Raw genomic sequence first — 26003 nt, forward strand, 5'->3', positions numbered from 1 at the left:
CGCGACATGGCGAAGACCGGGTCTTCCGTGGTGGTGGTCGGTGGCGGCGTCACCGGGCTGTCAGCCGCCTGGTGGCTGGCGCGCTCCGGCGTCGAGGTCACGGTGCTGGAGAAGGGCATTGTCGGCTTCGAGGCTTCGGGCCGTAATGGCGGCGGCTGCACGCACTACCAGAGCCCGCTGTTCCATGAGGAGCAGCGGCTGTGGCCGCTGATGGATGAGTTACTCGGCTATCCCACCGAGCACCGGCCCGGCCGCATCGTGTTCCAGGTCGACGAGCGCAAGGCCAATTTCCACGAGGGCCTCGCCATGCGCATCCCGGCCGGCTACGCGTGGGAGGTGCTGGACGGCAAGCAGGTACGCGAGCTTGTGCCGCTCGCTGGCGACAACGCGATCTCCGGCGTGCGGCTGCATTTCGGCGGCCATGCCAATCCGCAGCGCACCTCGCAGGCCTATGCCTGGGCGGCGCAGGACCATGGCGCCCAAATCCGCCAGCATGTCGCGGTGCATGGCTTCGAGATGGCCGGCGGGCGCGTCAGCGCGGTCGAGACCTCGCAGGGGCGCTTCGGCTGCGACGCGCTGGTAATCGCCGCAGGCCCGCAGACCGGCGCGCTCGCCGCCATGCTGGGCCACCATGTGCCGATGGCGCCGGCGCGGGCGGAGATGATCGTCACCGAGCCGCTGCCGCTGATGCCGATGGGCGGCGTCGACGGCCACGGCCTCTATGGCCGCCAGACGCTGCGCGGCAACCTCGCCTATGGCGGCGGCCCGCACGAATGGTACGACGACACGCCGCTCGACGGCCCGCCGCCGCGCCCCTCGGGCAGCGTGCTGCGCGGCCTCGCCAAGCGTGTCGCCGAGTTGCTGCCGCGCGCGGCGCATGCGCGGGTGATCCGCTCCTGGGCCGGTGTCATCGAGAACACCCCGGACGGACGCCCGGTGATCGAGCGCCTGTCGTCGCCGGACAATGTGACGCTCGCCACCATGTCGAGCGTCGGCTTCGGGCTGTCGCCGGCGAGCGGGCATGCCATTCGCGACCTCGTCGTCGATGGCGTCTGCTCCTTCGCCGATCTGTCCAAGCTGTCGCTGGCCCGCTTCGCCGAGCTGTCGCCGGATTGGCGCCGCGAACTGAACTGGCTGCCGCCGCAGCCCGCCGCGACGACCGCGGGAGAGCTGCACTGATGCCCGGACCGCGTGGAACCGCCATCGTCGTCGGCGCCGGCATTGCCGGCCTGTCGACCGCCTGGGCCCTGAACCGGCGGGGCTTCGACGTCTCGGTGTTCGAACAGGGACCGATTCCGAACCCCCGCGCCACCTCGCATGACGAGCACCGCATCACCCGCTACGCCTATGGGGCTCTGGAGGGCTACGCCTATCTGATGCCTCAGGCCTTCGCCCTGTACGAGCAGATGTTCGCCGATATCGGCGCCGATCATTTCGCCCGCTCCAAGGTGGTGTACTTCCTGCGCGAAGAGGTGGGCTGGCACGAACCGACGGCGCGCTCGCTCACCCGCCTCGGCGCCGGCTACCGCGACATCCCGCTCGCCGAGGTGCCGGAGCGCTTCCCGATGGTGGAGACCGCCGGGCTCACCCGCGTCGTGGAGACCGATGACGGCGGCATGCTGTTCCCGATCCGCATCCTCACCGATCTCACCGTCACGCTCGGCGCGCGCGGCGTGCGCTTTCACGCCGACAGCCGCGTCACCGAGGTCGATCCGGAGGCGGGCAAGGTGGTCGCCAATGGGGCGGAACACCATGCCGACCATGTGGTGATCGCCGCCGGCGCCTGGGTGAACAAGCTGACGCCGCTGTTGCAGGACACCGTCGTGCCCTCGCGCCAGGCGGTGATGTATCTCGCCCCGCCGCCGGAGCTGGCCAAGCTCTGGGCCGAGATGCCGGTGCTGATCGACATGGGGCTGCGGAGCGGCACCTACACGCTGCCGCCGCGCCGCGGCACGCGGCTGAAGATCGGCGACCATGTGTTCACCCGCTCGGGCGACGCCGATGGCGACCGCCTCGCCATCGCGGCGGATGTCGCCCGGCTGGAGAGCGCGGCGCGGCTCGCCTATCGCGATTTCGACCGCTACCAGGTGCTGGAGCGCAAGATCTGCTTCTACACCGTCACCCGCGACGATTCCGAGCGCTTCGCGGTGCGGCCATGGGGCGCGCGGGCCTGGGTGGTCAGCGCCTGCTCGGGCCACGGCTTCAAGCTCGGGCCGCTGATCGGCGACGGCGTCGCCGCCGCGATCGCCGGCGAGCGGACGGCGGAGGAGACGACGCGCTGGGCGGCGGGGACGCTGGACCTCGCAGAGCTCGAGACCGCCGAAGCGCTGGGCTGAGCTACCTTCTCCCCCGACAGAGCCCCACTCATCCCGAGGTGCGCACGCCGCGCGCCTCGAAGGTGGCTCGGTGAAGCGCAGAGGGAGGAGGATCCTTCGAGGGCGGCTTGCGGCCGGGCACCTCAGGCTGAGGGTGATCTTGTGGGGACGCAGGTCCGGTTGGACGCCCCTCACCCCACCTCCCGCGCCAGCCCGGCGAGCAGGTCCGGCACGTCGGCCGGCTGCACCACGGCGGCGCGGATCAGGTCGTCGAAGCGCTGGTTGAGCAGCCGCACATGCTTGGAGGCGGTGAAGACGAAGAACAGGCCGCCGGTGTAGAGGATGGCCCGCTGCGGCCCGAATACCGTGAACGGCGCCGAGTAGGTGTGCCGCAGATCATAGGGATGCACCCGCAGGCCGGGATAGAGCGCGCGGCAGGTCTCGCTCATCGCCCGCAGTTGCTCGCGGCGCAGCGACGCCGGCAGCTTGTTCCACTGCGCCTCGCCGCGCGCGAAGAGCTGCAACCCCTGAAGCGACAGGCAGGCCTCCTGCGACAGATCGGACGAGCGCATGCTGGCGAGCCGCTCCTGCGCCCAGCGCACGCTGGCATCGGTGTCGATCTCCGGCCAGCCGGCATATTCATAGGCGATGACGTCGGCGAGCTTGAGGAAATCCGGAAAGCTGCGCGGCACCGTGCGGATCGGGTAGCCGGCGTTCTCGGCCTCGGCATACCAGCGCAGGAAGCGGTCGTCGGTCGGCGAGCCCGCCTGCCCTTCCACCCGCACCTGCTCGACGACATCGGCGCCGGGCCGCTCCTGGCTGGTCAGGCCGAGCAGCCAGTCGACCGAGACGCCATAGCGGCTGGAGAGCACCGCCAGCGTCTCGGCGCGCAAAAGCCGGTCATGGCTCGGCGAGAGCACCTGCGACAGGGTGGAGCGATCGATACCCAGCGAGCGGGCGAACGCCGCCGGCGTCAGATGCGAGCGCTGCATCACCAGCGCCAGCCGCTCCCGGAAGATATGGACAACCTGTCGCCGCACCGCGTCCTCGCATAATTCTCAGCAGATGCTGCATATTATCAACAATTGCCCATTTTGTGCGACAATTCCCTCGCCCCGCTTCGTTATCCCGCATTGTATGAGGCGAGGGAGGGAAGGATGATCGTACCATGTCGATCAGCGAATCCCTGCCCCGAACCCGCACCAGAGCAACCCTCCGCGCCGCCGTCGAATGGCCGACGCTCTGTCTTTCCATTGCCATTTACGGCGGATGGGGGTTGTTGACTTTCGTCCACGCCAGCCTGCCCATTTTTGTGCTGATTCCGCTCGGCGCCTGGATCATCGCCTGGCAGGGATCGCTGCAGCACGAGATCATCCACGGCCATCCCACCCGCTGGCGCGTGTTCAACCGCGTACTGGGCTCGATCCCGCTGTCGCTCTGGCTGCCGTTCCAGCGCTACCGCATGCTGCATCTCTGCCACCATCGGGACGAGCGGCTCACCGATCCGCTCGACGACCCGGAATCCTATTACTGGACCGAGGCGGACTGGGCGCGGCTCGGGATGGTCGGGCGCTGGCTGGTGAAGGCACAGACGCGGCTGATCGGCCGGCTGGTGATCGGCCCGTTCTGGTCGGTCGGGCGCTTCCTGCTGTCGGAAGCCAGGGCGATGCTGGCCGGCGACCGGCTGCTGATCCGCATCTGGGCGCATCACCTTGCCGGCTGCGTCGGCATCGTGCTGTGGCTGGTGCTGGTCTGCGACTTCGATCCGCTCGCCTATGTGCTGCTGTTCCTCTATCCTGGCACGGCGCTGCAGATGGTCCGCTCCTTCGCCGAACATAAGGCGGAGAGCGAGGTCTCCCGGCGAACCGCTATCGTGGAGAACTCGCCGGTGCTCGGCCTGCTGTTCCTCAACAATAACCTGCATGCCGTGCATCACAGGCATCCGACCCTGCCGTGGTACCGGTTGCCGGACCACTACCGCGCCCATCGCGCGGCCATCCTCGAGGGCAATGGCGGCCTGCTCTATCGCGGCTATGGCGACGTGTTCCGCCGTTTCCTGGTGAGGCCGCACGACCAGCCGGAACATCCCCTCGGCCGCGCGCCTCTCGATCAATGAGATCTACCGCCGGGCCTGGCACGACCTCTCGCGGCAGAGTCTCCCGCAGCACCCTGACCGGCGTCGCCTTCATGCTGGCCTCGGGCGCGGTCGTCGCCTTCATGGAGGCGGCGGTGCGCGGCGTCAGCCAGACGCTACACCCCTTCGTACTGGTGTTCTGGCGCGAATTGTTCAGCGTCCTGCTGTTGCTGCCGCTGTGGATGAGCGTCGGCCGGCCGCGTGTCGCCCGGCGCCGGCTGCCGCTGCACCTGCTGCGTTCGCTGCTCAATGGCGGCGCCATACTGACGTGGTACCTCGCCTTGCGCAGCCTGCCGCTTGCCGAGGCCACCGCCCTCGGCTTCACCGCCATTCTGTTCGCGGCTATGGGCAGCCGCGCGGTGCTCGGCGAGCGGGTGTTCCCGCTGCAATGGATCGCCATCGCCGCCGGTCTCGTCGGTGCCGCGCTCATCGTCGGGCCCGGTCTCGGCCTTAATGCCGGCCTTGAGAACGCCAGCGCGTTCGGGGTAACGGCGGCGCTCGGTTCGGCTGTGCTGTTCGCCGCATCGATGCTGGTTGCCAAGCTGCAATCCCGCGGCGACGGCAGCGCGGTGAGCGCGCTGCTGCTGGCGCTCGGCATGGGCGCGCTGGCCGGCGTGCTCGCGGTGCCCGTCTGGGCCTGGCCGAGCCCGGAGCAGTTCGCCTGGCTCGGCTTCTTCGCGCTGTGCAACGTGCTCGGCCAGGTGTTCTTTCTCGAGGCGATGCGCCGCGCCAGCGCGACGATCGTCATTCCGCTCGACGTCTCCCGCCTGGTGTGGGCCCTGCTGTTCGGCGCCGTCTTCTATGCCGAATGGCCGGCGCCTCCGGCGCTGATCGGCGCCGTGCTGATCGGCGCCTCGGCCGTGCTGGTCGTCCTCGGCGCCCGGCGCGACGAGCGCGACGCGCCGGAGGGCCACGGCGCGGAAGCCTGACCGGCCGCGCGTCAGGCCGGCAACGCGGCCATGCTGCGACCCAGCTTTTCCCGCGGCAGGTGGCAGCGGATCGCATGGCCGGCCGAATCGGCGACGAAGGGCGGCTCCTCGGTCTCGCATATCGGACCGAAACGCCGCGGGCAGCGCGTATGGAACAGGCAGCCGGAGGGCGGATTGATGCCGCTGGGAATTGCGCCGGTCAGACGGATGCGGCCGCTGCGTTCGCCGGTGACGGACGGCGCGGCGGAGAGCAGCGCTTCGGTATAGGGATGGTGCGGGCCGTCGAGGACGTTCGCCGCCGGCCCCACCTCCAGCAGGCGTCCGAGATAGAGCACCGCAATGGCGTCCGACAGGTAGCGGACGACGCCGAGATCGTGGGAGATCAGCAGATAGGCGACCTGCCGTTCCGCCTGCAATTCGGCGAGCAGGTTGAGGATCGCCGCCTGCACGGAGACGTCGAGCGCCGAGGTCGGCTCGTCGCACACCACGAGGCGTGGATTGCCGGCGAAGGCGCGGGCGACGGCGACGCGCTGCTTCATGCCGCCGGACAGCTGGCGCGGGCGGGCGGTCAGCTGGCGGGCGGTGAGCCGCACCGCTTCCAAAAGCCGCGTCACCTGTGCCTCGCGCAACGCGCCTGCCAGTCCTCCGAGGCGCGTCACCGCCCGGCCGATCAGCCGGCGCACCGTATGCGAGCGGTTGAGCGCGGAATCCGGGTTCTGAAACACGATCTGCAGCGTCTTGATCTGCTCCGGCGCGCGACGGCGCACTTCAGGGGCCAGCACCGCGCCGTCGAGTGCCATGCGTCCGCCGGCATCGGGGGCGATGAGCCCCAGCAGCGCATGGGCCAGCGTGCTCTTTCCGCTGCCGGATTCGCCGACCAGTCCCAGCGTCTGACCCGGCATCAGCCGGAGCGAGACGTCGCGCAGCGCGTGCACCGCATAGGGCGCGGTGCCATAGGTTTTCGACAGCGACGCCAGTTCGAGCACCGGCGTCCCGTTGGCGTGCTCGGCCGGCTGCGCCGCTGGCATGGCGCGCACCGCCTCATGTACCAGGGAGCCGACCCGGTCATGATGGTGGCAGCGGCTGACCCTCCCCTCGCCCAGTGCCACCTGCGGCGGATCGACGGTCCGGCAGGTCTCGTCCGCCAGCCCGCAGCGCGGCGCGAAGACGCAGCCCGCAACGATGGAGCCCGGCGCCGGCGGAAAGCCGGGAATGGTGTCGAGCGGCGCGAGATTCTTGCGCAGGCCGGGTCGCGGCAGGCAGCGCAACAGGCCCACCGTATAGGGATGGCGCGGCGCGCGGAACAGCGGCCGCACCGGCCCCTCCTCCACCAGGCGGCCGGCATAGAGCACGCCGACCCGATCGCACAGACCGGCGATGGCGCCGAGATTGTGACTGATGAACAGGATCGAGGCGCCGAATTCCCGCCGCAGCGTGTCGACGAGGTCGAGGATCTCCGCCTCGATAGTGGCATCGAGGCCGGTCGTCGGCTCGTCGAGGATGAGCAGCGAGGGGTCCTTGGCGAGCGCCATGGCGATCACCACCCGCTGCTGCATGCCGCCGGACAACTGGTGCGGGTAGCGCTCCATGACCCGCGCCGGCGCCGAGATGCGCACGCGCTCGAGCATGGCCTCCGCCCGCCGCAGCGCCTCGCCGCCGGCCGATCCCAAAATCTCGAACACCTCGGCCAGTTGGCGGCCGATGGTGAGCGAGGGGTTCAGCGCCCGTCCGGGATCCTGGAACACCATGGCGACGTCGCGCGCGCGCATCTGGCGCAGGGCAGCGCGGTCGAGGGTCGCGACGTCGCGCCCGTTGACCAGCGCCTGCCCGCCCGACACATAGCCGTTCGACGGCAGCACCCGCTGCACCGCGAGCGCCACGGTGGACTTGCCGGAACCGGATTCGCCGACCAGCCCATAGACCTCGCCCTTGCCGAGGGAGAGGCTGACACGGCTCAGCACCGGCACCGCACGGCCGCGCATGCGGTAGCAGACGCTCACATCGCGAAGCTCGAGTACCGGCGGCGAAACGGTGAGATCGGTCATTCGGCCAGCGCCCTCTGCAGCGATTCCGCGACGAGATTCACCCCGACGATCAGCGAGGCTGTGGCGATGGTGTCGAACACCACCGTCCACCAGTAGCCCCCGACCAGCACGCCGTAATTCTCGGCGATCGACAGCCCCCAATCGGGTGATGGCGGCTGCACGCCGAAGCCGAGAAAGCTCAGCGACGCGATAGTGAAGATGGCGTAGCCGAGCCGCACCGTCGCCTCGACGATGATCGGCGGCAGGATGTTCGGCAGGATCTCGGCGACCATGATGTAGGGCGCGCCCTCGCCGCGTACCGCGGCGGCGGCGACGTAGTCGAGATGCCGCTCGGTGAGCACCGCGGCGCGGACGGTGCGCGCGACCAGCGGCGCGAAGACCAGGCCGACCACCACCACCACGGTCGGTGTCGACGGCCCGAGCGCCACCAGAACTAGCAGAGCGACGATGATCAGCGGCAGCGACAGCATCACTTCGAGCAGCCGCCCGACGACCGCGTCCACCCAGCCGCCGAAATAGCCGGTGATCAGGCCGATGGCGGTGCCGGCGACGGTGCCGACTATGGTCGCCAGCGGGGCGATGGTCAGGATGTCGCGCGCCCCGACCAGCACGCGCGAGAACACGTCGCGCCCGAGCTGATCCGTGCCGAACCAATGCTCGACGGAAGGCGGCTGGAGGGTGTTGAGCAGGTCGTCGGCATAGGGATCGTAGGGAACGAAGGACGGCGCGAACAAGGCGCAGGTGGTCCAGAACAGCAGGATCACCGCACCCACCAGGAAACCCGGCGAGCGCAGCAGCACGCCGAGGATGCCGCGGCCCCGTCTTTCGGCAGGAGCGGGCGCCGGAATGACAGGCAAGGACGGCTCGGCAACAGGCACGCTGTCGGTCATCGGCGGCCACCCGTGCGCAGCCTAGGGTCGAGCAGGGTCGTCAGCAGATCGGCGGCGAGCGTCGTCACGATGAAGAAGGCGCCGACGGTCAGGATACCGGCCTGGAGCATGGCGAAATCCTTGGCACGGGCGGCGCCGAGCACGAGGCTGCCGATCCCCTGATAGCGGAACAGCGATTCCACCACGACGAGACCGCCGAGCGCGTAGCCCATCTGCGCGGCGATGACGGTGATGGTCGGCAACAGCGCGTTGCGCAGCACATGGCGCGACAGCACGGTGCGCCACGGCAGACCCTTGAGCACAGCGGTGCGGGTATAGTCGGCGGCCAGCGCCTCCACCATGCCGGCACGGGTCATGCGGGCGATATAGCCGAACAGCACGATCGCCAGCGGCAGCGCCGGCAGGATGAGATGCTGGATCTGCACCAGCGCCCCGCTGCCCGGCGGCCAGCTCGCCGAAAGCGGCAGCCAGCGCAGCAGCACCGCGAAGACCAGGATCAGCGCGATCGAGGACACAAATTCGGGAATCACCGTCAGCGACAGCCCGGCGACGCTGATCACCCGATCGAGCGGCCGGCCGGCCCGCAAAGCCGCGAGCACCCCGGCCCCGATGCCGATCGGCACCACGATGGCGAACACCATCGCCGCCAGCTTCAGCGAATTGACCAGCGCGCTGCCGATGAACGGCGCGACCGGCGCACGATAGGCGTAGGACTGCCCCATATCGCCGGTGAGCAGGCCGCCGACCCAGGAAAGATAGATATCGACCGGCGGCCGATCGGCGCCGAGCTTCTGGTTCAGCGCCGCGACCGCGCGCGGATCGGCCAAGGGGCCGAGTATCGCCCGGGCGGGATCGCCCGGGAGAACCTGGCAGCCGAAGAAGACGACGACGCTGAGCAGCCACAGGGTGAGCAGGCTCAGCGCCAGTCTTTTCAGGAAGAAACGCCCCAACGCGCCCCGCATCGCCGGATCAGGCGAAGCCGGCCTTGTGAAGGAACATCTGCCCCATGGCCGTGCCCTCCACGCCCTGAAGCGTAGCCGAAGTGGCCGTCATGTAATCGTAGAAGTAGGGGAAGATGATCGGCGTCTCGTCGAGCAGCAGCTTCTGGATGGCGCCGGCCTGGGCCTTCTGGGCGGCAGGATCCAGGGCGGCGATGTAGGAAGCCACCAGCTTGTCGTATTCCGGATTCTTGAACTCCGCGGAATTCCACGTGCCGGTGCTGAGCAGCGGCGCCGCGAGGAAGACGTTGGGCGTGCCGCGGTGGCCGTAATCGGTGATGCCGAACTGGCTGTCGAGCCAGTCCGATTTGCCGGGCACCGCATCCCCGTAATAGGCGCCGACATCCTCCAGCTTCAGCGTCACCTTGACGCCGATCTCGGCGGCGGCGTTGCGGATCAGGCTGGCGATCGCCGGCAGTTCCTGCAGCTGCATGGTGGTGAGCGTCACGTCGAAGCCGCCCGACATGCCGGCGGCCGCCATGAGTTCCTTGGCCTTGGGGATATCCTTGACGCGCTGCGGCACCGAGGTGTCGGTCGAGGGGAACACCGGCGCGAAGGGGCTGTCATTGCCCAGATCGGCCATGCCGCGGAACAGGCCCTTGACGATGGCCGGACGATCCAGCGTCAGCGCCATGGCCTGGCGCACCCGCTTGTCGGCGAAGGGGCCGGTGTTCTTCATGTGGATCTGGCGGTGGGCGTTCGACTTGAGCCGCAGGATCTTCACCGCCGGATTGTCGAACAGGCTCTGCGAGCCCTGCACCACCACCTGCTGGATCAGGTCGATCTGCCCGCCGAGCAAGGCGAGCACCTGCGGCTGCTGGTCGGCATAGAAGCTGAGTTCCAGCTTTTCCGCCAGCGCCGGACCGGCCCAGTAGTCCGGATTGCGCACGAAGCTCGCGCCGACCTTCGGCGTATAACTCACCATCTTGAACGGGCCGGTGCCGTTGAAGGTCTTCTCGAAGTCGCCCTTGTAATCCGCCGGCACGATGATGGCGTTGTAATTGTCGGACGAGACGTAATAGGGAAAATTGCCGTTCGGCGCGTCGAGCGCGAAGCGCACGGTGAGGTCGTCGACCTTGGTGGTGCCGCCCTTGGACAGCACGCCCTTGAAGGCGGACAGCGCGTTGGAGCCGTTGGCGGGGTCGGCGAGCCGGTCGATCGAAGCCACCACGTCGTCGGCGGTCATGGTACGGCCGTCATGAAACTTGACGCCCGGCCGCAGGGTGAAGGTCCAGACGCTGCCGTCCTCATTCGGCTTCCAGGAGGTCGCCAGCATCGGGCGCAGCACCAGGTCCGGCCCATCCATGACAAGAAAGTCGCCTGCCTGCTGCAACGGCAGCAGCCCGCCCTGATCGGCGACCGAGACCGGCTCGATGGCGCCCGACGGCGTGATCTGCGCCAGCCGGATGGTGCCGCCGGGCTTGCCCTGGGCGAAAGCGCGGCCGAGCGGCGCGAAACCGGTGGCCTGGAGCACCCCGGCCATCACCGCCATCGACAGGCCGACGCGGCTGCCATGACGCAGGAAGGCACGACGATCCAGCTGCCCGAGGAGAAACTGGTCGATGACCTCGTTTTCCAGTCCGTCCCTGCCTTCTCTCAATTTATTCAATGATTTAAATAGTTTCGGCATGGCACGGCTCCTCTTCGATATTTCGGGAAGAACGTGTTTATATCTATACAAATCCTATGCCATGGAGAGCATGTTGCAATATCTTTGTCGGTAGCGATGAGGGTCGCAAGCCGAAAAGCGTTGGAACTGTGCGGGACCGTCCTGAAACTGCCGGGAGGCTTTCATGATCCCCTTCGACTTCGATGCCGCGGTCATCGGCCTCGGCGCCATGGGCAGCGCGGCGCTGGCGCATCTTTCCGCACGCGGGCGAAAGGTGATCGGTTTCGAGGCATATGCGCCGGCCCATGGCCTCAGTTCCTCGCATGGCGACAGCCGCATCATCCGGCTCGGCTATTTCGAGGATCCGAGCTATGTGCCGCTGCTGCGCCGCGCCTATGACAACTGGCGGGCACTGGAGCGCGACACCGGCGCCGACGTTCTCACCGTCACCGGCGTATTGCAGATCGGCCGCCCCGACAGCCCGATCGTCTCCGGCACGCTGGCCTCCTGCCGCGCCTATGGGCTCGACCATCAGGTGCTGGATGCGGGCGAGATGGCGCAGCGCTATCCCGCCTTCGCGCTTGACCCCGACGAAATCGCCGTGCTCGAAGCACAGGGCGGCTTCCTTCGCCCGGAAGCCGCGGTGGCGGCGCATCTCGCGCTTGCGCGACAGCATGGTGCCGCCATGCGGATGGCGACCCGCGTGACGGCGCTCGAACCCGATGATGGCGGCGTGACCCTGCGGCTCGGCGCCGAGCGCATCCGGGTGAGGCGCGTGGTGGTGGCGACCGGCCCGTGGATCGCCGAACTGGTGCCGGCGCTGGCGGCGCTGGCGACGCCGATCCGGCAGGTCGTCGCCTGGTACGAGCCGAAGGATGCGGCGGCCACCGCGCTCGGCACCATGCCGGTGTTTCTGCGCGATGCCGGACCCGTCGGTTCTTTCTTCGGCTTTCCCGCGCTCGATGGCGCCGGCGTGAAAGTCGGCAAGCACGCGCATTTCCGTGAAGCCATTGGCGACCCGGACCATGCGAACGCGCCCGTCAACGAGGAAGATACGGCGCTGCTGGACGACTTCATCGCCCGCCGGCTGCCGCTGGCCGCCGGCGCACGGCGCGCCAGCACGACCTGCCGCTACACCATGCTGCCGGGCGAAGATTTCCTGCTGGACCAGCTTCCGGGCGAGCCGAATATCGTCGTCGCCTCGCCCTGTTCCGGCCATGGCTACAAATTCGCCAGCGTCGTCGGGGAGATACTCGCCGATCTCGCCGAGAACGGCGGCTCCGGCTGGCCGATCAATGCTTTCAGCTTCCAGCAATTGCAGGGCAAGCAACCGGTGCCCGCGCATTAAAGACTGACGATGTCCCAGCGGGGCGTCTACCAGGAGCCCCTTTGAGGGGTGGACATCGAGGCCAAAGACAGTGGCCTATGCGTCCTCTCAGGCCTGCCGCTCGATATAGGCGGCGGGCGGGGTGCCCAGAATGCGCTTGAACATCGAGGTGAAGGCCGCCGGATTGTCATAGCCGAGATCGATGGCGACGGCAGTCACCGAATGTCCTGCGGCGAGACGCGGCAGCGCGGCCATTACGCATGCCTGCTGGCGCCAGGCGACGAAGCTCAACCCGGTCTCCCTGCGAAACATCCGGGTGAAAGTGCGGCGGCTGACGCCGATGGCGGCGCTCCAGTCCTCGATCGTCGTATGCGGCGTGGGCTCGAGAAGAAAGGCGCGGCAAAGCCGCGCCAGCGCCCTGCCGGCAGGAAGCGGCAGCGACAGCGGCAGAACCGGCAGCAGCGGGACCTCGTGCTGGATGAGCGCCATCAGCGCGCCGTCGCGACCCTGCTCCTCATATTCCGCCGGAATGGTCACCGCCTCGGCCAGCAGGCTGCGCATCAACGGCGTGATGCCCAGCACCTGGCAATGGCCGGACATGGGCTTGATCACGCCCGGCTCGATATAGAGGCTCCGCATCCTGACCGTGCCCATGATGCGCACGTCATGCTCGATGCCGGCGGGGATCCACATGCCGCGTTCCGGCGGCATGACCCAGGCGCCCTGGGCCGTGGCGACCAACACCACGCCGGTGGCGCCATAGAGCAGCTGGTCGCGCCGATGATGATGCGGCGCGACGATGTGCCCGTCGGAATAATCGCGGCCCAGCGCGATCACCGGGCGGGCAACCTCCACGAAGGCCTTCTCGACCCGATCGCTCGCGTTCATTGGCCCACTCGCGTAAGAAAATGACCTTAACGCAGTAGCGGGCCGTGATCCAACCGCTATGACAGCCCCATCATCGATGCGCCGTCCGGCGGCGCCAGCAAGGGTGGCCGCTTTCGCCATGTCCGACATCGCTGCCGAACGGTCCGCGCAGAACCGGGCTGCCTATCTCGTCCTCGGCGCCGCCAGCTTCTGCCACCTGTTGAACGACATGCTGCAGTCGCTCTTCATCGCCGCCTATCCGATGTTCAAGGACAATTTCGATCTCAACTATGCTCAGATCGGGCTGCTGACGCTGGTGTACAACGTCACCGCCTCGCTGCTGCAACCTGTCGTCGGGCTCTATACCGACTATCGCCCGCAGCCCTATTCGCTGCCCTTCGGCATGAGCATGTCGCTGCTGGGGCTGCTGGTTCTGGCCTTTGCCGGTTCTTTTTCCGTGCTGCTTGTGGGCGCGGTGCTGCTCGGAATCGGCTCGTCGATCTTCCACCCGGAATCCTCGCGCATCGCCCGCCTGGCTTCGGGCGGCGCCCATGGTCTGGCGCAGTCGACCTTCCAGGTCGGCGGCAATGTCGGCAGCGCCCTCGGGCCGCTTCTGCTGGTGATGTTCATATTGCCGCACGGACAGGCCAGCCTCGCATGGTTCGCCCTCGCCGCCCTCGGCGGCATCATCCTGCTCGCCGGCCTCGGCTATTGGTACAAGTCCAACGGTCACGCGCGCCGAGGCACCGCCCCGGCGGTCGCCACCGCCAGGCTCGGCCGAGGCAAGGTCCTCGGCGCCCTCGCCATCCTGATCTGCCTGCTGGTGTCGAAGTGGTTCTATCTCGCCAGCTTCACCAGCTTCTATGTCTTCTACCTCATGCAGCATTTTGGCACCTCGGAAGAACAGGCGCAGCTCTACCTCTTCGTCTTCCTGGCCGCCGTCGCGGCCGGCACGCTGATCGGCGGCCCGCTGGGCGATCGCATCGGCCGCAAGGCCATCATCTGGGGCTCGATATTCGGCGTGCTGCCATTCTCGCTCGTGCTGCCCTATGTGGGACTGGTCGCGACATTGGTGCTGAGCGTGGCCATCGGCCTGATCCTGGCGTCGGCGTTCTCCGCCATCGTCGTCTATGCGCAGGACCTGATGCCGGGCCGCGTCGGCATGGTGTCCGGCCTGTTCTTCGGCCTGGCCTTCGGGCTCGGCGGAATCGGCGCGGCGGTGCTCGGCGTGCTGGCCGACCGGACAAGCATCTCCTTCGTCTTCGAGGCATGCGCCTATCTGCCGGCGATCGGCATCCTCGCCGCGTTCCTCCCCAATCTCGGTCGCAATGAGCGGTCGTCCGCCAGGGCGCGATAATCGATGGTGCCGGTGCGCACCGTCGACGATGCCGGCGAGTTCCCTCCCGCCTGCCTGTGTTCACGCTGCACGCCGTGTCGCTGACGCCGGAGACGTTGCGGATCATCGGGGGTACCTGCTCCTCGCCGTACTGCGGCTGTTCGCCGAAACGTCCATGCACGCCGAAGGGCTCACCAGATCGATCGCAAGCGTCTACAGTGACGGATAGAAGAAGCGGTGCGGCGGTGGAGTCGCATTGCGCGAGGTGCATGATGGACATCAAGCGACTTGGCTCGCAGCCGTCCGGCAAAGGTCCGGAAGACTGGTTCACCGGGACCGTGCGGATTGATCCGCTGTTCTCCGCCGAGGCGCCCGCGCGCGTGGCGGGCGCGTCGGTCACCTTCGAGCCCGGTGCCCGGACGGCATGGCACACGCATCCGCTGGGACAGACGCTCATCGTGACCGCCGGTGTGGGGCGCGTGCAGCGCGAGGGCGGGCCGATCGAAGAGATCCGCACCGGCGATGTCGTCTGGTTCCCTCCCGGCGAGAAGCACTGGCATGGGGCCTCCTCCACCGTGGCGATGACCCATATCGCCATCCAGGAGCGGCTCGACGGCAAGGCGGTCGACTGGATGGAGAAGGTCACCGACGCCGAGTATGACGGCTAGCCCCACCGGCGCCGGCAACCATCGCGCTGGCCACTGAACACGGATGGGAACACATGCGAGCGCCCGGATCGCTTCCTATCGCGAGGCTTGCCTTTGGCGCCGCCCGGCCTGCCAAGGTCGTCGCCCCTATTCCCTTCACCGGCCGTAGCCGATGACGCCGGAGACCACGAGAGGGGTCGCCCGCCCGATAGTGCTGGCCGCGGCTCTCCTGCTGGCGGCACAGCCCCTGTCATCGGCGGAAGAGCAATGTTGCGATCCCGCCGGTCCGTTCGGCCTCGGCGAGGCGTATCCGGAGACGCTCGCCACCTGCGAGACTTTGCGTCATTGGGCGGACCGGGCGCCCGGAACCGATGATCGGATCACCCTCGGCATCAAGGGAAAGCTGACCGGGGTGCATTTCGACGGCGTCATGGCCTATCTGCTGATGTGCGAGCCGGACGACATCCAGGTGATGTGCGTCACCTACGGCGCCAATGGGCGGGTGCGCGGCGACATGGTGGTGTTTGGCGGCGGCTACAGCCGGGTGGACGACCACCACGTCATGCTCGACCCCTGCCTGGCTTCCGTCGAATAGTGGGGGAGCCGGCACGCCTTAGCTTTGCGGCGTGCTCGCCGGATCAGTCATTGCCCTTCAGCGCCCACCAGACACCGCTGACGCCGACCAGCAGCAGATAAAGCAGCACTGCCGCCAGGGCGATGAGCGGAACCGCCAACACGGCAATCAGGATCAGCGATATCGTTTCGATCATGGAATTTCCCTGCACATTCCAGGCACGGCAGACGAGCGCCGCGGCGCTCGCCCTCGAGCCTATACCGGCGGTCTAGGACGGCAAGCCTTCGGTGGGATCCACCATGGCGCCGGGGTTCATCACGCCGTGCGGATCGAACAGCCCCTTGATGCCGCGCAGCACACGGTAGCGGCCGGGATCGGCATAATGCTGCAGCAGCGCCCGCTTGAACCGCCCGACGCCATGCTCGGCACTGAAGGTGCCGCCCATCTCCGCCGCGATGTCGTAAAGCGTCGGCGCTAGCTCGCGGCCGATCCGATCGGTGAAGGCGAGGCGCTCTTCGCCGGCGGGAACCAGGATGTTGTAGTGGAGATTGCCGTCGCCGACATGGCCGTAGACCGACAATTCGAGGCGGGGGTCATAGGCCGCGACGGCGCCGCCGCCCTGTTTGAGGAAATCCACCGTCCGGCTGAGCGGCACGGAAATATCGTGCTTCACCGAGCCGCCGGCGCGCTTCTCGCCTTCGGGGATGGTCTCGCGGATCTGCCACATATCCGCCCGCTGGCCCTCGGTCTGCGCGATGATGATATCCTCGGCCCACCCCATCTCGGCCACCTCGCCCATGGTGCTTTCCAGAACCTCGTCGATCGGCAGGTGCCGGGAGGAGGATGACAGCTCGACGAGGATGACGCCGCCGCTGCCGCTCTTGAGGCGTCCGCCCGGGTCCCTCACCAGCGCCAGCGAGCGCGCGGTGATGAACTCGAAAGAGGAGACCAGTTCGCTGGTCTCGCGGCGCACCAGCGCCAGCATCTCCGGCAGCGGCACGCCCGGCGCCAGCGCGATCCACGCCGTCGCCCGGCGGCTCGGCGTGGGAATGAGCTTGAGCACCGCCCCGGTGACCACGCCGAGCGTGCCCTCGGCGCCGATGAAGTTCTGCCTGATGTCGTAGCCGGTATTGTTCTTGCGCAGCTTCTTCATGTCCGAGACCAGGGTGCCGTCCGGCAGCACGATCTCCAGCCCGAGGATCAGATCGCGCGTCATGCCGTAGCGCAGCACGGAAAGGCCGCCGGCATTGGTGCCGATGACGCCGCCGATGCGGCAGCTTCCCTCCGAGCCGAGGCTCAGCGGCAGGAACAGCCCTGCCCTTTCGGCCGCTTCCTGCGCGTTCTTGAGGATGACGCCGGAATCGACCGACAGCGCGGCGTCGAGCGGATCGACCGAGCGGACCTTGTCGAGGCGCTCGAGGCTGAGCACGAACTGGTCGCCCGAAAGATCCGGCGTCGCGCCGGCACAATAGCTGGTATTGCCGGCCTGCGGCACGATGCCGACGCGGTGCCGGGTGGCGAGGCGCATGATCGCCATCACCTGCTCGGTGGTCGCGGGACGCAGCACCGCGGGAGTGCGTCCCTTCACCAGATCGCGCTGGTCGACCAGATAGGTCGCGAGCCGCTCGGGATCGGTGACCACGCCGGCCTCGCCGAGCACGTCGCGCAGGCTGTTCAGCATCTCGTCGGACATGGTCCCTCTCTTCCCTGCAACCTCACGGCCGATCTCGACCGCGCTCCGACATAGCCGATTCACCGGAACAATGCCGAGCCGCAGCACCGGCAGCGGGCATGGATCGGGCATGGCTCACCGCATGTACCGGGGAAAGATTGCCGTGCTAAATGGATGCTGCATGAGACATTTTCGATGTAGCGTGGGTTGTGGTTGCGTGAGGCGAGCGAGCGACGTCGGACGCTCCACATAGCCGCCGACGCGCAGGAGCGGCGTTTTAGCGATGAGTTCCATCGCGATGCGGCAGCGCCTGCCTGACTCTCATCCGCAGCATAAAGAGGCAGCCTTTGACCGTCCCAACGCTCTTTACCCCTTTCGCTGTCGGCAAGCTCAAGCTCGCCAACCGGATTGTCATCGCGCCCATGTGCCAGTACTCGGCCGAAGAAGGTCGCATGACGGATTGGCACCTCATCCATCTGGGGCAGCTAGCGCTCTCTGGGGCGGCATTGCTCATCATAGAGGCGACCGCGGTGGCTCCCGAGGGACGCATCTCCTATGGCGACGTGGGGCTTTACGACGACGCGACCGAGGCCGCGATGGGCCGGACGCTTGATGCCGTGCGCCGCTGGTCTGACATACCGATCGCTGTCCAGCTTGCCCATGCGGGTCGCAAGGCGTCGACCGAAAAGCCCTGGCTCGGCGGCCAGCACATCGCACCGTCGTCGCCGAACGGCTGGCAGACGGTCGCACCGTCGGCAATCCCGTTCGCCGAGAGCAACGCGCCGCCTCACGCACTGGATGCCGAAGGCCTGAAGAGGGTGCGTGACGCTTTTGCAGCGGCGGCCGCCAGAGCCGGCCGGCTGGGGCTCGACGCCATCCAGATCCACGGCGCGCATGGGTATCTCCTTCACCAATTCCTGTCGCCGATCGCCAATCGACGTGAGGACGCCTATGGCGGCACTCTCGAGAACCGCATGCGTTTTCCGCTCGAGGTGTTCGACGCCGTGCGCGATGCGTTCCCGGCCGACCGCCCGGTAACGATGCGCGTGTCGGCGACCGACTGGGTGGAAGGCGGCTGGGACGTGGACCAGACGATCACCTTCGCCAAAGCGCTCGAAGCGCGGGGCTGCTCTGCCATCCATGTTTCGAGCGGCGGCCTGCACCCGGCGCAGGCGATTCCGCTCGCTCCCGGCTATCAGGTCCCGCTGGCGCGCGCGGTGAAGGCGCAGGTCTCGATCCCGGTCGTGGCCGTCGGGCTCATTAGCGGCTACGAGCAGGCGGAGGCTATCGTGGCCACCGGCGACGCCGATCTCGTCGGACTTGCGCGCACCATCCTCTACGATCCCCGTTGGCCTTGGCATGCCGCCGCGGCGCTGGGCGGTCAGGTCGCCGCTGCCAACCAGTATCTGCGCTGCCAACCGTCCCGTTTCAGAGACCTCTTCGTGAAGGTTCCGCGCTAGGCCGCCCCATCCCGCGTCGAACCCGACATTGAGATCAGCGCCGGCATCAAGCGACAGCCGTGCCCTGCCAACCGCATTCTCCGCGTCGAGGCAGCCGTAAGCGACATGCGAGAGCGCCGTCCACGTCCCGGGGTCCTCCCGTCCGCACGGCCTCTTCTTGATCGCGAGCAAGCCGCGCCTTGACCTCGGCAAGGTCGCCGCAGGCTGCGGCGGTGAAGATGCTGTTACGGGCAATGGAGGGGTAGCGGTCCAGGATGCGCCGGGGGTGTCGGATCGCCATCCCAGCCATGGCGCAGCCATTGGGCGACCCGGTCCGCGTGGCTGCCGCCCGTCCGCGCACACTGGTCGACCTCGCGCCGGAGCGCGATCCAGCTCTCGCAGCCTTCATCGCGGGCGAAGCCATGCTGGACATGACGCAGTATCGGTTCGACGGCGTATTCGGGCCAGGCAGCACAAAGTCCCGCTATGGCGGCGGGATGGCCGGAATGAAGCGCCATCTCTCTGCTCCGGGTGTGTGCCGAATGGCAATGGCTGGCACCGCCCCATAAGGGGCGGCACGGGGAGTTGGTGGTTATCCGCTAGCTGCCGTCGGTGTCAGTGGCCCGCGCTCTGGCCGCCATCGACATGGAGAATCTCGCCCGTCACGAAGGGAGCGGTCTCAAGATAGAGCACCGCGTTCACGACGTCGGAAATGTCGCCCATATGGCCGACCGGGTGCAGGGTATCGAGAGCTGCATGGGTTTCCGGCGGGTGCATGGGCGTGCGGATGATACCGGGCGACACGGCGTTCACGCGGATGCCGCGCGTGGCATATTCGATGGCCAGCGCGCGAGTGGCTGCGTTCAGTCCGCCCTTGGTCAACGCGGCGAGTACGGCGGGCACCCGTGCATCCGCCCGTTCCGCCAGGGTCGTGGTGATCTGGACCACATGGCCCCCGCCGCGCTTTTCCATCTCGGCGATGGCGCGCTGGGTGATATGGAAGAAGCCTGCCGTGTTGACCGCCAGCACCGCCGCGTAGTCCGCCTCGGTGTACTCGGTGAAGGGTTTGGCGATGAAGATTCCGGCATTGTTGATCAGCGCATCGACGCGCCCGAAGCGCGCGATGGCTTCGGAGATGACGCGTTCCGCCGTGCTGGGGTCGGCGATGTCGCCGGCAACCGAGAGCACGTCCGGATCGTCGGAGGGCGTCACTGAGCGGGACGTCGCCACGACGCGGTAGCCATGGGCGCGATAGGCAGTGACGAGAGCGGCCCCCATCCCCTGGGAGCCGCCGGTGACGACGGCGACTTTTCTGTGCATAGCCGCCCCCTCACGCGCCGATCTGGCCGACATAGTGGCCTAGCCGCGTTTCGAGTTCGCCGGGCTTGTGGAAGCCGAGATCCATCAGCTTGTGGATCCGCTTCTGCGCGGCGGGTCGGTTCAGCGAGCCGAGAAATGCATCCCATTCCGGCGCGATGTCGGAATCCGGCGGAAGGCTGGCGATATTGACCAAGCGCTTGGTCTCCGCGATGGCCTGCCGGTCGAAGGTCGCGATGCGGTTCGCGAGGCCGTCGACGAAGGCGTCGAGCTCCGTATCCGGGAAGGCGCGATTCACATAGCCGTAACGTTCGGCAAGATCGCCATGGACATCGTCGGCTCCCAGCAGGACTTCGAGCGCGCGCCCGCGGCCGATGAGCCGCGGCAGCCGCGCCATCGGCCCACCACCTGGCACGAGGCCGGCGCCGACTTCCCATTGCGACAGGATTGCCTTCTCGCGGATGGCGAAGCGCATGTCACTGGCAAGGGCGAGTTCGCTGCCGACACCGGTCGCCCGACCACGGATCTTGGCGATGGACACCACGGGTGCCCGACTGATGCGCACCAGCATGTCCGGCAGCTGCGGCAGCCCCGTCGGACCCGGCGGCAGGCCGAGCGTATCCTCGGGCTTGGCGAGGAAGTTGTAGTGGGTGATGAAATATCCCTCGACGGCACTGTCGAAGACGACGACCTTCACATCCCGATCGGTCTCGATGGCCGTAACGATGGCGTTCAGCTGCGGGAGGTTCTCCGGCCCGAAGATGTTCAGGGGCGGATTGTCAAACGTCACTTGCCAGAATGCAGGCGAACGCTTCTCAAGATAAAATTGGCTCTCGGTCACAATTGCCTCCTGTTGCCATGCTTGTGCTCATCGAGCACGCAACAATTGGCAGAGGGAGGTGTGTAATTCTATTATGCCAACGTATCGGCGACACCTTGGTATCAATCGCGTTTAAGGACTCCAAGTTTCACTGAAATATTAATCAGATCGGCAAGCGTTCGAGCCCCCATCTTGCGCATCGCTCGCCCTCTGTGCGCCTTGACCGTTATTTCGCTGATGCCGAGCTCGCCGCCGACCTGCTTGTTCAGAAGACCGGTAACCACGAGTGCCATCACCTCGCGTTCGCGCGTACTGAGCAAGGCGTGGCGTTGTTCCAGGGCCTGAAGCTCCGCCGTGTGCCCAAGGGCCTTGCTGCTGCGCTCGATGGCGCCCTGGATCGTGTCGAGCAGTGCATCGTCGCCGAATGGCTTGATCAGGAATTCGATGGCACCGGCCTTCATGGCCCGCACGGACATGGGCACATCGCCATAGCCGGTGATGAAGATGATCGGCATATCGCTGCGCTCGGCGACTAGCCGCTGCTGCAGGTCCAGTCCGTTCAGATCGGGAAGCGACACATCGAGGACCAGGCAGCTGGGCGTCTTCGCGCGCGCATGGGAGAGGAACGCCTGTGCCGATGCGAAGACGAGTGGCCGCCAGCCCGCCTGTTCGATCAGCGCTTCCAGCGCCTCCCGCACCGAGATGTCGTCGTCCACCACGTAAACGATCGGCGCGGTATTGGCGTTCGTAACTGGGCCCGCCTTTGCGCTCGTCATGTTCCGGAATTCCATGTCAGGCCTCCACGTGTCGAGGGGGAGCGCGTCATGCTGGCGCCCCGGGCTGCAGCACGGCATTCAGCGCGTCGAGCAGAGCCGTGTCGGTGAACGGCTTTAGAAGACATTCCACGGATCCAGTCCGGCGCAGGTGCTGGCAGAACTCTTCGTCGCCATGCGCGGTGATGAAGACGATGGGGATCCCCCGCCCCAGCCGTATCAACTCGCATTGCAGATCGACGCCGGACATGCCCGGCATGGCGATATCGAGAACCAGGCACTTCGTCTGGTCGATGCGATCCGATGCCAGGAAGGCTTCGGCGGACGGGAAGGTCAGCGCCCTGTGCCCGAACACGCCGATCAGGTCCGGTAGCGCTTCCCGGATGGATTCATCGTCATCCACGACGGCGATATATTCGCGATGCGGCATCAGTTCTCTCCCGCAGCGCCGGTTGGAAGTAAGAACGGAAGGACAGCCTCTGCTTCTACACCCGCCGATGTCGTGGCGACCTTGTCGCACAGCGTACGAAGCCGCCCGATGCATTCGGAGGCGCGCTGGGTGTCGCGGATCGTGCGCTGCGCCGTCTCCCGCGCACCTGCGACATTCGGCGGGTCGGTTGCAAGCATGCGCAAGCCGGCGCTGGCATTGATCATGATGCCTGCCAAAGGCTGGTTCAGATCATGCGCCAGTTCGGCCACGAGAGGTTTCAAGCCGGTGATCGGCGATCCCCGGGTGATGTCAGGTCGACATGCATCGGCCCGTCGCGAGGTTGCCTCGAGGCCGATGGTTGCCTGATTGGCCGCAACGTTCAGAAGAACATCCTCGGTCCGATGCGGAAAGTCCGGTCGGCGCGCTCCCACGACCAGAACGCCCATCTCTCCGGCAAAGCCGAGGCGAAGCGACCGGACCCGGACATCGTGCCCTGAAAGACGGAGCTCGCTCGGAAAATTCTCCACGGCGGGAGACCACCATGGCGAGAGAAGAGGCTCGAGCGCTTCCCAAGAGATGATGCTGCCGATCCATTGCGAGAGCCGCGTCGCCTCGATTGGCACGTCGTTCGCCGATGTGGCGAACCGAAGATAAGCAAAATCCAATTCCAGCATACCGAACAGGCTGGCGACGAGCTCATCGGCGATCGGTGCGGTTTCGTGTCGCGCCCAGCGGGCGGGCAACGCCACAAGGCGCCCGATGTTGCTGACGCAGCGTTGCAGCCGTTGGCCTTCGACAGAGGGAGAGTCTGTCTTCATGATCCATCCGAAGTCCGTTGCGAAGCGCGACGCCTTCGCACGCCTGCAACGGCAGGATGCGCCCTTGGAGCGGCAAAGCCACATAGTACCTTGGTATCCATTTAAAGATTTCCACCTCCTGGAAAGTCAAACGCGCCGGATCAACCGCGCCCTCGACTGACATCAAGGTATCGACGACACCAAGGTGCAATCGCCGGCGGCATCGGACCGGCCAAAATGACGGACGAACCTGCTCACCGAGCCATGCCGATGGCCGCAGAGGAGAACCGTCATGCCGCAAATCCAGTCCCCCCTCACACGGCGCGACCTTCTGGCCGTTGCCGCTGCCGCCGGAGTCGTCACCATGATGCCATCGCCGCTCGCTGCCCAATCCAGCGACATCAAGCCGTTCAAGGTACATTTTCCGGATGAGGCGCTCGCCGATCTGCGCCGGCGGATCGCCAATACGCGATGGCCGAGCCCCGAACTGGTCAAGGATGCCTCGCAGGGCGTGCAACTCGCCACCATGCGTAAACTCGCCCAGTACTGGCAGGCCGAACATGACTGGCGGAAGGTCGAGGCGCGGTTGAACGCGCTGCCGATGTTCGTGACCGAGATCGACGGCCTGGAGATCCATTTCATCCATGTCCGTTCGAAGCATCCCGGCGCCCTGCCGGTGATCATCACCCATGGCTGGCCAGGGTCACTGATCGAACAGCTGAAGGTCATCGGCCCGCTAACCGACCCGACCGTTCATGGCGGAACGGCGGAGGATGCCTTCGACGTCGTCATTCCCTCGCTGCCGGGGCATGGCTTCTCGGGCAAGCCGGCGGCTACCGGCTGGGATCCCCAGCGCATCGCGCGGGCCTGGACGGTGCTGATGAAGCGCCTCGGCTACAACCGTTTCGTCGCCCAGGGCGGAGACTGGGGCGATGCGGTTTCCGAGCAGATGGCGGTGCAGGCACCGCCCGAACTGCTCGCCATCCACACCAACATGCCTGCGACCGTGCCCGATTACATCGCGGCGGCGCTGGCCGCGGGCGGGGCGCCACCTGCCGGCCTGTCGCCGGATGAGGCGAACGCTTATGCCCAGCTCGACTTCTTCTACAAGCATGGCCTCGGCTACGCGCAGGAAATGGCGAACCGCCCCCAGACGCTCTACGCGCTGGAGGATTCACCGGTCGGGCTGGCCGCCTGGATGCTCGACCATGACGCGCGCAGCTACGAACTCATCGTCCGGGTTTTCGATGGTGCGCCCGAAGGCCTGACGCGCGACGACATCCTCGACAACATCACGCTCTACTGGCTGACCGGCACGGCGGTTTCCTCGGCTCGCCTCTATTGGGAAAACAAGCTCGCCTTCTTCGCCCCGAAGCACATCACCATCCCGGTGGCAGTCAGCGTCTTTCCCGACGAGATCTATGCGGCGCCGAGGAGCTGGGCGGAAAAGGCCTTTCCCAAGCTCATCCATTTCAACCGTCTGCCCAAGGGCGGGCACTTCGCCGCCTGGGAGCAGCCGGCCGCCTTTAGCGCCGAGCTTCGCGCCGCGTTCCGGCCGCTTCGCGGCTGAGCCTCCCGGCAGACCTTCGGGTGCCCGTATCGCGTCGGCCCCTCGTTCTCTTCGTTCCCAATTGTTCGTCCTAAGGAGATGCCTCCATGACCACGCAGACCAAGCTGCTGTACACCGCCAAGGTCCATACCGCGGGAGGACGCGAAGGAGGCACCTCCCGCAGTTCGGATGGCAACCTCGACATTCGCATCTCTCCGCCGGGAAGCCATGGCACAGGTACCAACCCCGAGCAGCTCTTCGCTGCGGGCTGGTCCGCCTATTTCGACAGCGCCATCGGTATCGCTGCGCGCAAGGGCAAGGTCGTCCTTCCGTCCGGCTTCACCATCGACGCCGAGGTGGATCTCAGCCTGATGGATGGCGCCTACACGCTGAGCGCCCGGCTGAACGTGAACCTGCCTGGCCTGCCGCGCGACGTGGCCCAGGCGCTGGTCGACGAAGCGCACACGCTTTGCCCCTATTCGCGCGCCACGCACGGCAACATCGATGTCGAGACGACGGTGAACGTCTGAAACCAGGCCCCGATCGAGGAGAAACGCCGGTGAGCAGAGCGCCGCACGCCGCCATCGAGGCCGATTGCCGTCGCGCCATTGGCCCGACGGCGATGACGGCAGGGCCGACGAGCTACCATACGATCGACGTCGACGGCCTGCCGATCTTCTACCGCGAAGCGGGGCCTCGCGAGGCCCCGGCGCTTCTCCTGCTCCACGGCCTGCCGTCATCCTCGCGGATGTACGAGCCGCTGTTGCAGCGGCTAGCGGACCGCTACCACCTGATCGCCCCCGACTATCCCGGGTTCGGGCACAGCGCGGCGCCGCCGCCTACGGCCTTCTTCTATACCTTCGACCATCTTGCCGACGTCATGACGAGGTTCACGGAGAGCCTGGCGCTCTCCCGCTACAGTCTCTTCATGCAGGACTATGGCGGTCCGGTCGGTTTGCGCATGGCGATGGGCCATCCAGAGCGGGTCGAGGCGCTGATCGTGCAGAATGCCGTGGCGCACGAAACGGGCCTCAGCAACCTCTGGGACGCTCGCCGAGTGTTCTGGGCCGACCGTACCGCCCATGAGGAAGCCCTGCGCGGCAACCTGCTTTCGCTGGAGGCCACCCGCCGGCGCCATGTCGGCAGCGATCCGCGTACCGAGCTTTACGATCCGGATCTGTGGACCGATGAGTTCGCCTTTCTCAGCCAACCCGGACAGGCGGACATCCAGACCGAGCTCTTCTACGACTACCGCAACAACGTGGCCGCCTATCCGTCCTGGCAGGCGTGGTTGCGCCGGACCCAGCCGCGGCTTCTCGTGCTGTGGGGCCGATATGACCCGTCATTCGACCTGTCCGAAGCTGAAGCCTATCGCCGCGATGTGCCGCAGGCCGAGATCCACATTCTCGAAGCGGGCCACTTCTCTCTCGATACGGCAGCGGACGATATCGCCCGCCTCGTTAGTGGCTTTCTGTGACGGGCTTTTGCCGCCTCATCTCCGGCGGCGCTTCGCGCCAGCCATCCACAATCTGAAG

Annotated in this window: 27 protein-coding genes; 14 read left to right on the forward strand and 13 right to left on the reverse strand. The window is 67.0% G+C overall.

The features are described from left to right. The first annotated feature begins 6 nt into the window (after positions 1 to 6). Together J2X65_RS22065 and J2X65_RS22070 are read left to right on the forward strand one after the other, a co-directional pair. Complete coding sequence (locus J2X65_RS22065) at positions 7 to 1179, forward strand: FAD-binding oxidoreductase (RefSeq protein WP_310205898.1); 1173 nt, start codon at positions 7 to 9, stop codon at positions 1177 to 1179. Beyond that, positions 1179 to 2336: an FAD-dependent oxidoreductase gene (locus J2X65_RS22070; RefSeq protein ID WP_310205901.1), complete on the forward strand. Its 1158-nt coding sequence runs from the start codon at positions 1179 to 1181 to the stop codon at positions 2334 to 2336. Before J2X65_RS22065 ends, J2X65_RS22070 begins: the two co-directional genes overlap by 1 nt. A gap of 170 nt (positions 2337 to 2506) precedes the next feature. On the opposite strand, the gene J2X65_RS22075 is transcribed toward J2X65_RS22070, so the two are convergent. Continuing rightward, on the reverse strand, positions 2507 to 3355 hold the full coding sequence (locus J2X65_RS22075) for a transcriptional regulator (protein ID WP_310205904.1): 849 nt from the start codon (positions 3353 to 3355) through the stop codon (positions 2507 to 2509). 128 nt (positions 3356 to 3483) lie between these two features. Between J2X65_RS22075 and J2X65_RS22080 the strand changes: the two genes are divergently transcribed. After that, entirely contained in the window at positions 3484 to 4431 is a 948-nt protein-coding gene (locus J2X65_RS22080; RefSeq protein WP_310205908.1) for a fatty acid desaturase, read from the forward strand. Then, a complete protein-coding gene (locus tag J2X65_RS22085; protein ID WP_310205911.1) occupies positions 4428 to 5378 on the forward strand; it encodes a DMT family transporter in 951 nt (316 codons plus the stop codon). Before J2X65_RS22080 ends, J2X65_RS22085 begins: the two co-directional genes overlap by 4 nt. A gap of 11 nt (positions 5379 to 5389) precedes the next feature. On the opposite strand, the gene J2X65_RS22090 is transcribed toward J2X65_RS22085, so the two are convergent. The 4 genes from J2X65_RS22090 to J2X65_RS22105 are packed head-to-tail and all read right to left on the reverse strand — an operon-like array spanning position 5390 to position 10941. Further along, the gene (locus J2X65_RS22090) at positions 5390 to 7423 is read right to left on the reverse strand and encodes an ABC transporter ATP-binding protein (RefSeq protein WP_310205914.1); all 2034 of its coding nucleotides are present in this window, start codon (positions 7421 to 7423) and stop codon (positions 5390 to 5392) included. Then, positions 7420 to 8313: an ABC transporter permease gene (locus J2X65_RS22095; protein ID WP_310205916.1), complete on the reverse strand. Its 894-nt coding sequence runs from the start codon at positions 8311 to 8313 to the stop codon at positions 7420 to 7422. The genes J2X65_RS22090 and J2X65_RS22095 overlap by 4 nt, the downstream gene beginning before the upstream one ends. After that, positions 8310 to 9275, reverse strand: a complete 966-nt coding sequence (locus tag J2X65_RS22100; protein WP_310205919.1) for an ABC transporter permease — start codon at positions 9273 to 9275, stop codon at positions 8310 to 8312. The genes J2X65_RS22095 and J2X65_RS22100 overlap by 4 nt, the downstream gene beginning before the upstream one ends. A 7-nt stretch (positions 9276 to 9282) precedes the next feature. Then, positions 9283 to 10941: an ABC transporter substrate-binding protein gene (locus J2X65_RS22105; RefSeq protein ID WP_310205924.1), complete on the reverse strand. Its 1659-nt coding sequence runs from the start codon at positions 10939 to 10941 to the stop codon at positions 9283 to 9285. Between the two features lie 163 nt (positions 10942 to 11104). Here J2X65_RS22105 and solA point away from each other — a divergent pair, with 163 nt between their 5' ends. Continuing rightward, entirely contained in the window at positions 11105 to 12268 is a 1164-nt protein-coding gene (gene solA / locus J2X65_RS22110) for an N-methyl-L-tryptophan oxidase (RefSeq protein WP_404977780.1), read from the forward strand. A gap of 87 nt (positions 12269 to 12355) precedes the next feature. Here solA and J2X65_RS22115 read toward each other — a convergent pair whose 3' ends face one another. Beyond that, on the reverse strand, positions 12356 to 13135 hold the full coding sequence (locus J2X65_RS22115; protein ID WP_310205927.1) for a helix-turn-helix transcriptional regulator: 780 nt from the start codon (positions 13133 to 13135) through the stop codon (positions 12356 to 12358). 118 nt (positions 13136 to 13253) lie between these two features. On the opposite strand from J2X65_RS22115, the gene J2X65_RS22120 reads away from it, so the two are divergent. From J2X65_RS22120 to J2X65_RS22130, 3 genes are all read left to right on the forward strand, one after another. Then, positions 13254 to 14471 (forward strand): MFS transporter, encoded by a 1218-nt coding sequence (locus J2X65_RS22120; RefSeq protein ID WP_310205929.1) that lies wholly within the window; start codon positions 13254 to 13256, stop codon positions 14469 to 14471. 251 nt (positions 14472 to 14722) lie between these two features. Beyond that, positions 14723 to 15118 carry a cupin domain-containing protein gene (locus tag J2X65_RS22125; protein ID WP_310206031.1) on the forward strand — a complete coding sequence of 132 codons (396 nt, stop codon included), beginning with the start codon at positions 14723 to 14725 and terminating at the stop codon, positions 15116 to 15118. A gap of 151 nt (positions 15119 to 15269) precedes the next feature. After that, a complete protein-coding gene (locus tag J2X65_RS22130) occupies positions 15270 to 15692 on the forward strand; it encodes a hypothetical protein (protein ID WP_310205933.1) in 423 nt (140 codons plus the stop codon). Between the two features lie 43 nt (positions 15693 to 15735). Here the strand turns inward: J2X65_RS22130 and J2X65_RS22135 are convergent, their stop codons facing one another. Continuing rightward, complete coding sequence (locus J2X65_RS22135) at positions 15736 to 15867, reverse strand: hypothetical protein (protein ID WP_310205937.1); 132 nt, start codon at positions 15865 to 15867, stop codon at positions 15736 to 15738. A 72-nt stretch (positions 15868 to 15939) separates the two neighbouring features. After that, positions 15940 to 17364 carry an FAD-binding oxidoreductase gene (locus J2X65_RS22140; RefSeq protein ID WP_310205939.1) on the reverse strand — a complete coding sequence of 475 codons (1425 nt, stop codon included), beginning with the start codon at positions 17362 to 17364 and terminating at the stop codon, positions 15940 to 15942. 326 nt (positions 17365 to 17690) lie between these two features. On the opposite strand from J2X65_RS22140, the gene J2X65_RS22145 reads away from it, so the two are divergent. Continuing rightward, complete coding sequence (locus J2X65_RS22145; protein ID WP_310205942.1) at positions 17691 to 18803, forward strand: NADH:flavin oxidoreductase/NADH oxidase; 1113 nt, start codon at positions 17691 to 17693, stop codon at positions 18801 to 18803. A 287-nt stretch (positions 18804 to 19090) separates the two neighbouring features. Then, the gene (locus J2X65_RS22150) at positions 19091 to 19351 is read left to right on the forward strand and encodes a hypothetical protein (RefSeq protein WP_310205945.1); all 261 of its coding nucleotides are present in this window, start codon (positions 19091 to 19093) and stop codon (positions 19349 to 19351) included. A 46-nt stretch (positions 19352 to 19397) separates the two neighbouring features. Here J2X65_RS22150 and J2X65_RS22155 read toward each other — a convergent pair whose 3' ends face one another. The 5 genes from J2X65_RS22155 to J2X65_RS22175 all read right to left on the reverse strand — a co-directional run bounded on the left by J2X65_RS22155 (position 19398) and on the right by J2X65_RS22175 (position 22940). Then, positions 19398 to 20102, reverse strand: a complete 705-nt coding sequence (locus tag J2X65_RS22155) for an SDR family oxidoreductase (RefSeq protein WP_310205948.1) — start codon at positions 20100 to 20102, stop codon at positions 19398 to 19400. Between the two features lie 10 nt (positions 20103 to 20112). Next, positions 20113 to 20943, reverse strand: coding sequence for an enoyl-CoA hydratase/isomerase family protein (locus J2X65_RS22160; protein WP_310206035.1), 831 nt, complete (start codon positions 20941 to 20943; stop codon positions 20113 to 20115). Positions 20944 to 21041: 98 nt separating this feature from the next. Continuing rightward, positions 21042 to 21710 carry a response regulator gene (locus J2X65_RS22165; RefSeq protein WP_310205951.1) on the reverse strand — a complete coding sequence of 223 codons (669 nt, stop codon included), beginning with the start codon at positions 21708 to 21710 and terminating at the stop codon, positions 21042 to 21044. A gap of 31 nt (positions 21711 to 21741) precedes the next feature. Then, on the reverse strand, positions 21742 to 22122 hold the full coding sequence (locus J2X65_RS22170) for a response regulator (protein WP_310205954.1): 381 nt from the start codon (positions 22120 to 22122) through the stop codon (positions 21742 to 21744). Further along, a complete protein-coding gene (locus tag J2X65_RS22175) occupies positions 22122 to 22940 on the reverse strand; it encodes a histidine kinase dimerization/phospho-acceptor domain-containing protein (RefSeq protein WP_310205958.1) in 819 nt (272 codons plus the stop codon). The genes J2X65_RS22170 and J2X65_RS22175 overlap by 1 nt, the downstream gene beginning before the upstream one ends. Here J2X65_RS22175 and J2X65_RS22180 point away from each other — a divergent pair. From J2X65_RS22180 to J2X65_RS22195, 4 genes are all read left to right on the forward strand, one after another. Beyond that, entirely contained in the window at positions 22939 to 23100 is a 162-nt protein-coding gene (locus J2X65_RS22180; RefSeq protein ID WP_310205961.1) for a hypothetical protein, read from the forward strand. The genes J2X65_RS22175 and J2X65_RS22180 overlap by 2 nt on opposite strands. Positions 23101 to 23211: 111 nt before the next feature. After that, positions 23212 to 24489, forward strand: a complete 1278-nt coding sequence (locus J2X65_RS22185; protein WP_310205964.1) for an epoxide hydrolase — start codon at positions 23212 to 23214, stop codon at positions 24487 to 24489. Positions 24490 to 24575: 86 nt separating this feature from the next. Further along, the gene (locus J2X65_RS22190; protein ID WP_310205968.1) at positions 24576 to 24998 is read left to right on the forward strand and encodes an organic hydroperoxide resistance protein; all 423 of its coding nucleotides are present in this window, start codon (positions 24576 to 24578) and stop codon (positions 24996 to 24998) included. Positions 24999 to 25090: 92 nt separating this feature from the next. Then, entirely contained in the window at positions 25091 to 25945 is an 855-nt protein-coding gene (locus J2X65_RS22195) for an alpha/beta hydrolase (protein ID WP_310206038.1), read from the forward strand. The last annotated feature ends 58 nt before the right edge of the window (positions 25946 to 26003 follow it).

This window comes from Ancylobacter sp. 3268, from assembly GCF_031456575.1.
Taxonomy (GTDB): Bacteria; Pseudomonadota; Alphaproteobacteria; order Rhizobiales; family Xanthobacteraceae; genus Ancylobacter.

Bases quoted from the DNA above. Each gene is read 5' to 3' on its own strand.
- J2X65_RS22135 (WP_310205937.1), bottom strand. From the start codon at position 15,867: ATGATCGAAACGATATCGCTGATCCTGATTGCCGTGTTGGCGGTTCCG.
- J2X65_RS22175 (WP_310205958.1), bottom strand. From the start codon at position 22,940: ATGAAGACAGACTCTCCCTCTGTCGAAGGCCAACGGCTGCAACGCTGC.
- J2X65_RS22065 (WP_310205898.1), top strand. From the start codon at position 7: ATGGCGAAGACCGGGTCTTCCGTGGTGGTGGTCGGTGGCGGCGTCACC.
- J2X65_RS22180 (WP_310205961.1), top strand. From the start codon at position 22,939: ATGATCCATCCGAAGTCCGTTGCGAAGCGCGACGCCTTCGCACGCCTG.
- J2X65_RS22080 (WP_310205908.1), top strand. From the start codon at position 3,484: ATGTCGATCAGCGAATCCCTGCCCCGAACCCGCACCAGAGCAACCCTC.
- J2X65_RS22105 (WP_310205924.1), bottom strand. From the start codon at position 10,941: ATGCCGAAACTATTTAAATCATTGAATAAATTGAGAGAAGGCAGGGAC.
- J2X65_RS22195 (WP_310206038.1), top strand. From the start codon at position 25,091: ATGACGGCAGGGCCGACGAGCTACCATACGATCGACGTCGACGGCCTG.
- J2X65_RS22125 (WP_310206031.1), top strand. From the start codon at position 14,723: ATGGACATCAAGCGACTTGGCTCGCAGCCGTCCGGCAAAGGTCCGGAA.
- J2X65_RS22070 (WP_310205901.1), top strand. From the start codon at position 1,179: ATGCCCGGACCGCGTGGAACCGCCATCGTCGTCGGCGCCGGCATTGCC.
- J2X65_RS22085 (WP_310205911.1), top strand. From the start codon at position 4,428: ATGAGATCTACCGCCGGGCCTGGCACGACCTCTCGCGGCAGAGTCTCC.
- J2X65_RS22130 (WP_310205933.1), top strand. From the start codon at position 15,270: ATGACGCCGGAGACCACGAGAGGGGTCGCCCGCCCGATAGTGCTGGCC.
- J2X65_RS22090 (WP_310205914.1), bottom strand. From the start codon at position 7,423: ATGACCGATCTCACCGTTTCGCCGCCGGTACTCGAGCTTCGCGATGTG.
- J2X65_RS22170 (WP_310205954.1), bottom strand. From the start codon at position 22,122: ATGCCGCATCGCGAATATATCGCCGTCGTGGATGACGATGAATCCATC.
- J2X65_RS22165 (WP_310205951.1), bottom strand. From the start codon at position 21,710: ATGGAATTCCGGAACATGACGAGCGCAAAGGCGGGCCCAGTTACGAAC.
- J2X65_RS22190 (WP_310205968.1), top strand. From the start codon at position 24,576: ATGACCACGCAGACCAAGCTGCTGTACACCGCCAAGGTCCATACCGCG.
- J2X65_RS22095 (WP_310205916.1), bottom strand. From the start codon at position 8,313: ATGACCGACAGCGTGCCTGTTGCCGAGCCGTCCTTGCCTGTCATTCCG.
- J2X65_RS22155 (WP_310205948.1), bottom strand. From the start codon at position 20,102: ATGCACAGAAAAGTCGCCGTCGTCACCGGCGGCTCCCAGGGGATGGGG.
- J2X65_RS22115 (WP_310205927.1), bottom strand. From the start codon at position 13,135: ATGAACGCGAGCGATCGGGTCGAGAAGGCCTTCGTGGAGGTTGCCCGC.
- J2X65_RS22150 (WP_310205945.1), top strand. From the start codon at position 19,091: ATGGCGCAGCCATTGGGCGACCCGGTCCGCGTGGCTGCCGCCCGTCCG.
- J2X65_RS22120 (WP_310205929.1), top strand. From the start codon at position 13,254: ATGTCCGACATCGCTGCCGAACGGTCCGCGCAGAACCGGGCTGCCTAT.
- solA (WP_404977780.1), top strand. From the start codon at position 11,105: ATGATCCCCTTCGACTTCGATGCCGCGGTCATCGGCCTCGGCGCCATG.
- J2X65_RS22185 (WP_310205964.1), top strand. From the start codon at position 23,212: ATGCCGCAAATCCAGTCCCCCCTCACACGGCGCGACCTTCTGGCCGTT.
- J2X65_RS22100 (WP_310205919.1), bottom strand. From the start codon at position 9,275: ATGCGGGGCGCGTTGGGGCGTTTCTTCCTGAAAAGACTGGCGCTGAGC.
- J2X65_RS22140 (WP_310205939.1), bottom strand. From the start codon at position 17,364: ATGTCCGACGAGATGCTGAACAGCCTGCGCGACGTGCTCGGCGAGGCC.